This window comes from Pseudoalteromonas sp. MQS005 (genome assembly GCF_001661605.1).
Lineage (GTDB): Bacteria > Pseudomonadota > Gammaproteobacteria > Enterobacterales > Alteromonadaceae > Pseudoalteromonas > Pseudoalteromonas tetraodonis.
On sequence record NZ_LYRQ01000086.1, the window covers coordinates 1 to 9,667 of the forward strand.

Annotated in this window: 7 protein-coding genes; 4 read left to right on the top strand and 3 right to left on the bottom strand. The window is 36.9% G+C overall.

Annotation, left to right across the window (positions count from 1 at the left end; genetic code table 11):
* The first annotated feature begins 159 nt into the window (after positions 1 to 159).
* From A9479_RS18810 to A9479_RS18825, 4 genes are read left to right on the top strand one after another with little or no spacing between them, the layout of a single operon-like run.
* Positions 160 to 1,557, top strand: coding sequence for a cytochrome ubiquinol oxidase subunit I (locus tag A9479_RS18810; RefSeq protein ID WP_064664263.1), 1,398 nt, complete (start codon positions 160 to 162; stop codon positions 1,555 to 1,557).
* 3 nt (positions 1,558 to 1,560) lie between these two features.
* On the top strand, positions 1,561 to 2,562 hold the full coding sequence (gene cydB / locus A9479_RS18815) for a cytochrome d ubiquinol oxidase subunit II (RefSeq protein WP_016899620.1): 1,002 nt from the start codon (positions 1,561 to 1,563) through the stop codon (positions 2,560 to 2,562).
* A complete protein-coding gene (gene cydD / locus A9479_RS18820; RefSeq protein ID WP_064664264.1) occupies positions 2,563 to 4,290 on the top strand; it encodes a thiol reductant ABC exporter subunit CydD in 1,728 nt (575 codons plus the stop codon).
* Entirely contained in the window at positions 4,274 to 5,923 is a 1,650-nt protein-coding gene (locus tag A9479_RS18825; protein ID WP_064664265.1) for an amino acid ABC transporter ATP-binding/permease protein, read from the top strand. Before cydD ends, A9479_RS18825 begins: the two co-directional genes overlap by 17 nt.
* 633 nt (positions 5,924 to 6,556) lie before the next feature.
* Here A9479_RS18825 and A9479_RS18830 read toward each other — a convergent pair.
* The 3 genes from A9479_RS18830 to A9479_RS18840 all read right to left on the bottom strand — a co-directional run bounded on the left by A9479_RS18830 (position 6,557) and on the right by A9479_RS18840 (position 9,621).
* Positions 6,557 to 6,904, bottom strand: a complete 348-nt coding sequence (locus A9479_RS18830; protein WP_064664266.1) for a rhodanese-like domain-containing protein — start codon at positions 6,902 to 6,904, stop codon at positions 6,557 to 6,559.
* 124 nt (positions 6,905 to 7,028) lie between these two features.
* A complete protein-coding gene (locus A9479_RS18835) occupies positions 7,029 to 7,535 on the bottom strand; it encodes a DUF2938 family protein (RefSeq protein ID WP_064664267.1) in 507 nt (168 codons plus the stop codon).
* A gap of 16 nt (positions 7,536 to 7,551) precedes the next feature.
* On the bottom strand, positions 7,552 to 9,621 hold the full coding sequence (locus tag A9479_RS18840) for a TonB-dependent siderophore receptor (protein WP_064664268.1): 2,070 nt from the start codon (positions 9,619 to 9,621) through the stop codon (positions 7,552 to 7,554).
* Positions 9,622 to 9,667: the final 46 nt, after the last annotated feature.

Sequence of the window (9,667 nt, forward strand, 5' to 3'; positions counted from 1 at the left end):
AAATATAATCCTTATGTTAAAATTTAAGGTGTATATATTAAAATGGAATAAACGCTGTTAAAAGCCTTTTACTGTTATGAATTACTGGTGAGTTAAATAAATTTTATTCTGCTAAGGTCAATAGATCAGAGCGTAATTTTTAAAATATTAGGAATGGATATGGAACTAGATCCACTTTTACTATCCCGAATACAGTTTGCGTTTGTTGTGTGTTTCCATGCAATATTCCCTGTCTTCACTATAGGCTTGGCAAGCACAATTGCTGGCTTTGAATTCTTATCATTTAAAACGGGTAATCCAATATGGCAAAGGCTCTCTAAATTTTGGATTCAAGTTTTTGCAGTCGTATTTGGTATTGGTGTTGTATCCGGTATCGTCATGTCCTTTCAGTTTGGAACTAACTGGAGTAACTTCTCCTATGCAACCGCAAACTTTTTGGGTCCAGTACTGAGTTACGAGGTTGTGACTGCGTTCTTTTTAGAGGCTGCCTTCTTAGGTGTATTATTATTCGGTAGAGATAAAGTGCCACAAGGTGTTCATCTATTCGCCGCCTGTATGGTTGCGTTAGGTACATTTATATCTTCTTTTTGGATACTTGCAGCTAACTCCCTTATGCAGACGCCTCAGGGATTAGAATTAGTAAATGGCATTTATCATGTTTCTTCATGGTCTGAGGCATTGTTTACTCCCTCGTTTGGATATCGCTTTCTACATATGGCTTTGGCTTCTTTTTTAACTGCGGCATTGGTTGTAGCAGGCGTAAGCGCATGGTTCCTGCTTAAAAACAGAGAGTTTGAAGCTAACCGAAAAGCGCTTTCAATCGCATTATGGTTTTTACTTTTCTTAGCTCCGGCACAAGCGCTTGTAGGTGATTTTCATGGAATTAACACACTTAAACATCAGCCTATGAAAGTAGCTGCAATGGAAGGTAACTGGGAAACACAAAAAGGTGTTCCACTGTTACTATTTGCAATACCTGATAAAGAAGAGCAAACAAATCATTTTGAAGTAAAAATTCCAAAACTAGCCAGCTTCATTTTAACTCATGACTGGGATGGTGAAGTACCAGGCCTTAAAGAAGTGTCTAAAGAAGAGCAGCCACCAGTATTTATTGTATTTTGGTCGTTTAGAATCATGGTTGCGCTTGGCTTTTTAATGATAGGGTTTGCATTGTGGGGCTTAATCTTAAGAAGAAAAGGACAGTACTATAAATCGCCTTTATTTTTAAATGGCTTAAGATTAATGAGTTTAAGCCCGTTTTTTGCTGTTTTAGCTGGTTGGATAGTAACAGAAACTGGCAGAGCGCCTTGGTTGATTTATGGTCAAATGACCCATGCTCAAGGACTAACCCCTTCACTAACCGGCGGTATGGCACTATTTACTTTAGTTGGGTATATCATCGTTTATTCACTCGTATTCAGCTCTGGTGTTTACTACTTATTAAAAGTGTTTAAAGGCGGAATAGAAAAGGCGAGTGCACCACATGAGATGGATGAAATTGAGCGCCCTATGCGTCCGTTTTCTGCAGCACATGTTGCTATCGATGAAAAGGAATAAATTATGGAACAACCATTTGATTTAACCATTATTTGGGCAGGCATTATTGGTTTTGGGATCATGATGTATGTATTAATGGATGGTTTTGACTTAGGGCAGGGGATTTTATTTCCCTTTGCCCCAAACGAAAAAGCACGCGACAAAATGATGAATTCAGTCGCCCCTGTCTGGGATGGAAATGAGACTTGGCTAGTACTTGGTGGTGCGGGTTTACTTGCGGCATTTCCACTGGTTTATTCTGTTTTTTTACCTGCACTATATATAGGTGTTTTTTTATTACTGGCTGGACTGATTTTTAGAGGAGTTGCATTTGAGTTTCGTTTTAAAGCAAAAACGTCAAAACATTTATGGAGCTGGTCATTCTCAGTAGGTTCTATTGTTGCCTCATTTGCTCAAGGAGCGGTCGTTGGTGCTTATATACAGGGCTTTGAAACAGAGGGTTTTGTATATTCTGGTGGCCCGCTTGATTGGTTAAGTGTATTTACCATATTGACCGGATTAGGATTGGTTGTAGGTTATGCATTATTGGGAAGTACTTGGCTCATAATGAAAACTGATGGTGAAGTACAAGAGTGGGCTTATAAAATTACGCCAAAATTACTAGTCGCATTTTTAGTTATGTTTGCAATTGTATGTGTTTATACCCCTTACATCGATGACAGCGTTATGAGCAGATGGTTTGATGAGATAAGCTTGTTATGGATAATTCCTGTTTTAGTGATTTATTGTGCTTACGTTGTTTATCGTTCAGTTAAAAAGCAAAGTGACGGTATGCCGTTTGTAGCAACAATGGGTATTTTCTTGTTTAGTTACATAGGCTTATTAGCCAGTAAATGGCCATATATTGTCCCACCTAAGTTTACTATTTGGGACGCTGCTTCGTCGTATAATTCTCAGTTATTTTTACTTATAGGGTTTCTTTTTGTTATCCCTATTGTATTAGGTTACACAAGCTGGAGTTACTGGGTATTTAGAGGGAAAGTTAAGGATACTGGTTACCACTAGATGCTTAAAAAAAATAAACCCGCCAGTGAGAGTCCAGCTCTCACTGGCAAGCTGTTTTTAAAACGCTACAGTAAAAAACAGTCATTTTTACTTTATGCGGCTGTATTGTCAGGAACAGCCTCTACGTTACTTCTTTTAATTCAGTGGGTTACTTTTAGCTATTTAGCACACAGCCTATTTATTGAAAAAGCACAATTAAATGACTTTTATAGCTCCTATATATTGCTCTTTGGTTCATTAATCGGCCAGCCATTGTTTACAAGACTACAAGTTCATTTGAGTCAAAAAGCCAGTGTGCTGATCAGAAATGATATTCGGCTATCAATTTTAGCTAAATGGCGGATGTCGAGCCCTTTGGTGTTAAAAAAACACTCCGCAGGGGCCTCTGCAGCTCAATGGATAGAAGAAGTTGAATCTATGGATAGCTACTTCTCTAGATATTGGCCGCAGCAAAATTTAGCTATTATATCTCCTATTTTAATATTAAGTGTTATTGCTTGGCTTGATTGGCTATCGGCATTGCTTTTACTTATTTCTGCGCCTCTTATTCCGTTATTTATGATTTTGGTGGGAATGGGCGCGGAAAAAGTTAATCAGAAGTATTCATTGATCCGTCAGCGTTTGGCTGGTCACTTTTTAGATAGAGTGGCAAATCTTGATTATATTAAATTATTGCGCTCAGAAAGCGCAATTTATGACGAGGTTAAAGTTAATAGTGAAGGTTACAGAACCGTTGTAATGAAAACGCTTAAGCTCGCATTCTTATCCTCAACGGTATTAGAGTTTTTTACAAGTGTCGCGATTGCTAGCTTGGCAATCTATATTGGTTTTTCTTTATATGGGTCAATCGATTGGGGACCCGCAAGCGAACTTACTTTATTTTCAGGGTTAGCAATTCTTATTTTAGCACCTGAATTTTTTCAACCACTTAGAAATTTAGCTGCATTTTACCATGACAGAGCGACTGCTTTAGGCTCTGCTAATAACCTCGTCTTATTGCTTGATAGCGATGCATGTGATGAAAAAAGCACTACAAGTAAAATGTATTATAATTTAATTGTACCTGATAGTGGTTCAGAGCAACACATTGCGGTTAGATTGCAAAACTTAGTCATTGGATACAACCAGAAGTTACCACTTCCTCATACAATTAATATTGATATACAACAAGCACAAATGTTAAGTATTACGGGGCCTTCGGGTGCAGGTAAGTCAACACTTTTAAACACACTTGCAGGATATACAGCACCGATAGCGGGCACTATGAGTATTTATCCGCAAGCAGCACCCATTGCGTACTTGCCTCAAAGAGGGTGGATAAAAAGTGACACCGTTTTTAATAATTTAAAAGTGTTAGCACCTAATGCCACAAAAGAGCAGATGTTTGATGCGCTTCGAATTGTTGGTCTTGATAAAGAGTTATTACAAAAACACACGGGTTTAAATACTCTTATTGGCGAACATGGGCAAGGTTTATCTGGCGGGCAAATTCAGCGTATTAGTATTGCAAGAGTATTATTAAATCCAGCACCATTGATTTTATTAGATGAACCCACTTCTAAGTTAGATAGATTGAGTAAAAAATATATTATCAGTGCGCTTAAAATACTTAAAAAAGAGCGTATATTAATTGTTGCCTCGCACGACCCATTACTTTTGAATATTGCTGATGCCCATTTAGATTTATCAATAACAAGCACAGAGGATGACAATGAAGTATTGGTTTAAACTTTTATACCAAAGTCAAAAAAAACGTCTTTTTTTAGGTGTTTTCTGGGCTTTATTAACTGTTATTTCAGGTGTGAGTTTATTGATGGTATCGGGCTGGTTTATCACAGCTACAGCATTAACGGGTATTGCAATAAGCTTGGGCATTACTTCTATATTAAATTTATATATACCCGGCTCCGGTATTCGTTTTTTTGCATTAAGTAGAACGATCTCTCGGTATATAGAAAGAATTTACAACCACGATACTATTTTAAGATTAATATCTGTTTTTAGATTATCTCTTTTTAATAATCTTTCAAAATCAACCATAGAGCAGTTGAGAGCTCGTTCTGATAGCGAATGGCTTAGTAAGCTAACGGTTAACTTAGATGCACTTGATAGTTTACTTCTTCGTTATATTGTCCCGCCAATTATTTCAGTATTACTGATCACTATATTAACTGTATTTACCGGCTTTATTTGGTTGGACTTTGCATTGTATTTTGCTTTGTTTTTATTATTTGGTATTACCTCAGTAATTGCAATAACAACCAAGTTTACAGCTAAGCTTTCATATAAATATGCCAGTATGATGGACGAGTTTAGGCAAAAAATAATTGAGCACTTAAGTGGCGCCTTTGAGCTAAAGTCAATAGGGTTAATGCAACATCATGAGCAGATTATTATTGACGAATTGGCGTTATTTAACTCTCTGCAAGAACAGCTGAATGCAAGAATTGCTAATGTTCAGCTAATTTTTGATTCATTATTAAATATTGCATTGTTTGTTGTGGTTGTGAGTGCTTTTTTTGCAGTTAATGAACAGCTCATAAGTGAAGCACAAGCAATTATGCTCGTAATGATGCTGATAGGTACCTATGAGGTTGTTCAAAGTTTACCTAATCATTTTAGCTCTTGGGGGCAGACTTCTTTTGCAGCGACAAAACTAGCAGCTTTATCCCGTTCTAATCCATCAAGTAAATACAAAGAGATTAAGCCCCTAAGCGATATTCAAATAGATATAAAAAATCATAATAAAATACCTAAAAGCTTAGATACGCCTCTTAGTTTATCTATAAAACAGACCCAGTGTGTTTCAATTATTGGCCGCTCTGGTACTGGTAAATCAACGTTTGCTAATTTGTTAATGGGTATTGAAAGTATTGATTCAGCTCATGGAGGTGTTTACATTAACCAAATAAACCTGCAAGAGATAGCATCTAATAGTTGGTATAAAAAAGTGAGCTACCTACCTCAAAGTGATGCCATTTTTTCAGGAACACTTGGTTATAATTTAATATTAGGTTTAGATGGCATTTCAGAGGGTGATATTTGGTCAGTTCTAAAAACAGTAGAGCTATACGATTGGGCGATTAATTTACCTGATGGTTTAAATTATTGGTTGGGTGAAACCGGAGGTATTGTCTCTGGCGGACAGGCAAGACGTATTTGTTTGGCAAGATTATTACTTCGAAGCCCTGAACTAGTTGTTTTAGATGAACCCTTTAGTAATCTTGATGAATCAATGGCGTGTCGAGTATGGGCTAATATGGCTCCTTGGTTAGCTAAAAAAACAATTGTGTTGTTAACTCATGAAACCCCTCAATTTTTAAGGAATAAAACTGCTAATTTAGTAATATCGCTTGATTAATTTATGTAAATTTTAACTTGTTGATTTTTGATGACTGACAAGTATAAGTTTTGAATGAAGTCTATACTTAAAGTTAATATTTAATTGAATAAGTCGAAATGCTCTATAACTCAAGGTTAGATATTAGGGTCTGTTGACCTTTGCGGATTAAAATTTGTTCAAACTAGGGGCGGTTTAATCGCGGCGCGAGGTTTGTAACCTAGTGGGCTAAGTAAAAACCAAGCAAAGCTTCCGCGTCCTGCTCACGCCCCTTACCGACATCCATGTAGGCAACAAAGAGTAAATCGTTTCTAGGCAGAACCCTTCGGGCAGCGCCTGTTTGGCATTGATGCTGCGTTATCGCCTATTTATGGGGAATAACCACACCACATAGGCTCTGCCTTGCCTAAATACCAAACAGACTGCTGCAAATTTAACCTTGAAAGATCAACAGACCCTAACGTAATTAGCTTTTCTTCGTTCATAATATGAAAAAACTAAATATCAAAAATTGTTTTTTTAGAGTTAAGTGAGGGCTTTAATAATATATAGTTAAAAGTAAGTTTAAATTAGTACTTACTTTTAACCTAAGCTCTAATCCCGGTCCTTTTCGTTGGACAGGACAAGCATTTGTAACAAGAATCTAACTAATTTTTATGCTACTTTTTTATATTCATTTAGACCGCCTGCAATGTATTTTGCATTTACATAACCCATAGACCTGAGGGTGGCCGCCGATAATGCCCCTCGGTTATTAGCATTGCAGTAGCATAATATTTCAGTATTTAAATCTGGAAGCTTAGATTCTATGAGCATTTCCAATTTTCCCCGACTTATATTTAATGAGCCTGTAATATGGCCATTTGCATGTTCATCAGGGTCTCTTATATCAAGTGCTATTGCCCCCGATGCAATCAACTGGTTGACCGTATTGGCTTCTACTTTTTCGACTTGAGTTTGGGCTATATTTGCCAAGTTTTGGAATTTTTCAGTGTATTTCATAGGTCACCTTTTGGTTATAAAGTAGTAAATTAAAAATATTAGATAGTATATTTTGCATAAAGCCTCTCGCTTTTAATTTTCAGCTCACGGTAATACGGCTGGTGTGAAGCTTATTGCATTGGTTTTACCTGTTAGTTTTAACGCTTTTGATTAATATTCCACCGAGGTAAAGTGCAACCCCAAAAGCAACATGAGACACAATTACCTTTGTAATAACAAACATGGGGTTGGGAGTTAAGTAACCGGCAATACCCATTCCCATACCCGGTTGCATGATTAAATAAGGAATAACAACGGTAACCATACCTATGATTATTGCAGGTTTAAACATTGGCTTTTCAAGCCATTTTAATCCAAATACAAGGAGTAAAAGGGCAGCAAATACAATACCTATAAAATAATGGCCTAACCAGCCAGCTAATAGCTCATAGGGCAGTGCTGGAGATGCTTTTATAGAAGTATGGTAAAACTGACCATCAAACATATAAAGCATCCACCGGCCTATAAATTCATATTTGGTGAGCGGGGTATCAAATAGGTAATGTCGACTCCAATTCCAAATATCTAACATTGCAGTTGCGAGAGTACCTAATATAATTGAATAAAAGCTGAGCTTGACGAGGTATTTCATTTTAATCTCCACAGGGTTATACCAAAGGAATGGATACAGATAAACGAACATTTCGCCCCATTCCTAATGTGTAACCTTTATAAGTATCTAAAAAATTTCGATATGATTTATCAAAAAGGTTATCTATTTTAAGTTGAATAAAAAAAGGCTTATCAAGCAACAGCGAATCTGCCGATGCACTAATCCCAAAAAGTCCATAGCTTTTAGTTGACGCGGTTCCAAAAGGTAAATCATCATATTGGGAGAATGGCTCATAAGCCCCAGCTGATTGTTTATCTGCATAAAAAGAATAGTTAGCGTTGAGCTGTAGATTTTTTGTTAGCTTTGTATTGTCAAACAAATAATTCACTGCAATGTAGCCACTATCCGCAGGCATCATAGGAAGTTCTTCAGTTGTTTGCGCTAACTCACTATTGATCCATGTATAGTTTGCTTCGACGGAGGTTTTTTTATTAATCTTCCAATTTAGTTCAGCTTCTACACCACCGATAGTGGCGTTGTTTTGTTTTTGAACGTATATGGGGAGTGAGGAGTCTTGATCAAACGATAAGGAGTTTGCTTGGTATATATAGTCGTCTATTTTGTTATGGAAATAGGTTATTGTACTATCTAGTTTATTTCCTAAATAAGTTAAGCCAATTTCTTTATTTAAGGAATATTCTTCTTTTAGTTCAGGGTTACCTATTTGATATGCAGCCACACCACCATGAACACCATTTGCGTAAAGGTCGAATATTGAGGGAGCTCTAAAACCTCGTGCAACCCTGTTCATCAATAGCCATTGGTTGTCAAGCTTCCATGTTACACCAATTGATCCACTCAGTGCTTGCCATTGATGCTCTGTAAAATCACTTACCCATGTTTGTTCTGTATTAATAGCTTGTTGTTTTATTGAGTCATAACGCGCACCGAACTCAGCTATATATAGATCTGAGTCTAATACTTCATACAAGAATATCGCTTTAGAACTATAGTCAGCATCCGGTACAAGTGTGCCAATTGAGGTGTTCTGATTTTTATTAACAAGCTCAGTGCCAAATTGGCCCTTCCAACCATGTACTTGTGGGTGATTGAGTGAAATAGTGGCTTGCTTTCGCTCTAAAGAGATAGCTAAATCTTTATTATATTCCGTTAATTGTTGATAGGAAGCGCCTGTTACTGCATCCCTCTCATTCTTTTGTAGACTTAGTTTAATATTAGCTGACCACTCAGATAAAAATTCATAATTTAAGTTTGCTGCAAAGTTTTCGTTACGTAACTTTTGACCTGTAGGAAGGCCATTCGGTTGTAAGAAGTTTTGATCGTTATTCCAAATGTTTATGCGAAAGTCCGCATTTAAGTGGTGGGCGGAATACCCTATGGCGACATCAGCATTTTTAATATTGAAGTCTGTAAAAGGAATTTTACCGGTAAACTTCGGAGCATTTAGTGTTTGTGAATCGTAATAAGATTGAGTGTTTGGTGTTTTGAAATTATCAGCCGCAGACTCAGTTAAAGCTGCGTTCCAGCCCCATCGGTTTGAGCCACCTGACAAACTCAGATTATAATCTTTTTGTGAGTTATTCGTTTGATACGATAGCCCTACATTAGCATCAGAAATAATGTTATCTGCGCCAATGGGAATATCACTGCTTATTAAATTAACAACGCCACCTATTGCATCTGCACCATATAAGACACTCATCGGCCCTTTTACTAACTCTATTCTTTGGGCCAGTACAGGTGTTAAACCTGGAGGATGACGAACACCAAACTGTAAAAAGTCTTGCGCCACTGAATTCCATAAAATTTTTATTCTATTTCCACTCAAACCTCTGATCACTGGCTTCCCAGACTGGCTGCCTGTTGATATTGAGCTAACACCGCTGTAACTGGCTAATGAATCACCTAAAGATAAAGTCTGTTTTAATCTCTTTTCTTGCCCATCTAGTATTTTTATTGCTGCTGCAGAATCAAGAACCTTAGTAGCGAAAGGAGAAGCGGTTACAGTTATTCGGTCTATTTCTGAATAACTATGCTTGTCTTGATTTGCAAATAAAGAATTAGAAAACAGCAGTAAAAAAAATATCAATTTAATTTGATTCATACTTAGCCCTTACAAAAAGTAAGATGTTATATTATATCTTAAAAAT

What these genes read in the sequence shown, in the direction of transcription:
- A9479_RS18810 (WP_064664263.1), top strand. Translation starts at nt 160, where the DNA reads ATGGAACTAGATCCACTTTTACTATCCCGAATACAGTTTGCGTTTGTT.
- cydB (WP_016899620.1), top strand. Translation starts at nt 1,561, where the DNA reads ATGGAACAACCATTTGATTTAACCATTATTTGGGCAGGCATTATTGGT.
- cydD (WP_064664264.1), top strand. Translation starts at nt 2,563, where the DNA reads ATGCTTAAAAAAAATAAACCCGCCAGTGAGAGTCCAGCTCTCACTGGC.
- A9479_RS18825 (WP_064664265.1), top strand. Translation starts at nt 4,274, where the DNA reads ATGAAGTATTGGTTTAAACTTTTATACCAAAGTCAAAAAAAACGTCTT.
- A9479_RS18830 (WP_064664266.1), bottom strand. Translation starts at nt 6,904, where the DNA reads ATGAAATACACTGAAAAATTCCAAAACTTGGCAAATATAGCCCAAACT.
- A9479_RS18835 (WP_064664267.1), bottom strand. Translation starts at nt 7,535, where the DNA reads ATGAAATACCTCGTCAAGCTCAGCTTTTATTCAATTATATTAGGTACT.
- A9479_RS18840 (WP_064664268.1), bottom strand. Translation starts at nt 9,621, where the DNA reads ATGAATCAAATTAAATTGATATTTTTTTTACTGCTGTTTTCTAATTCT.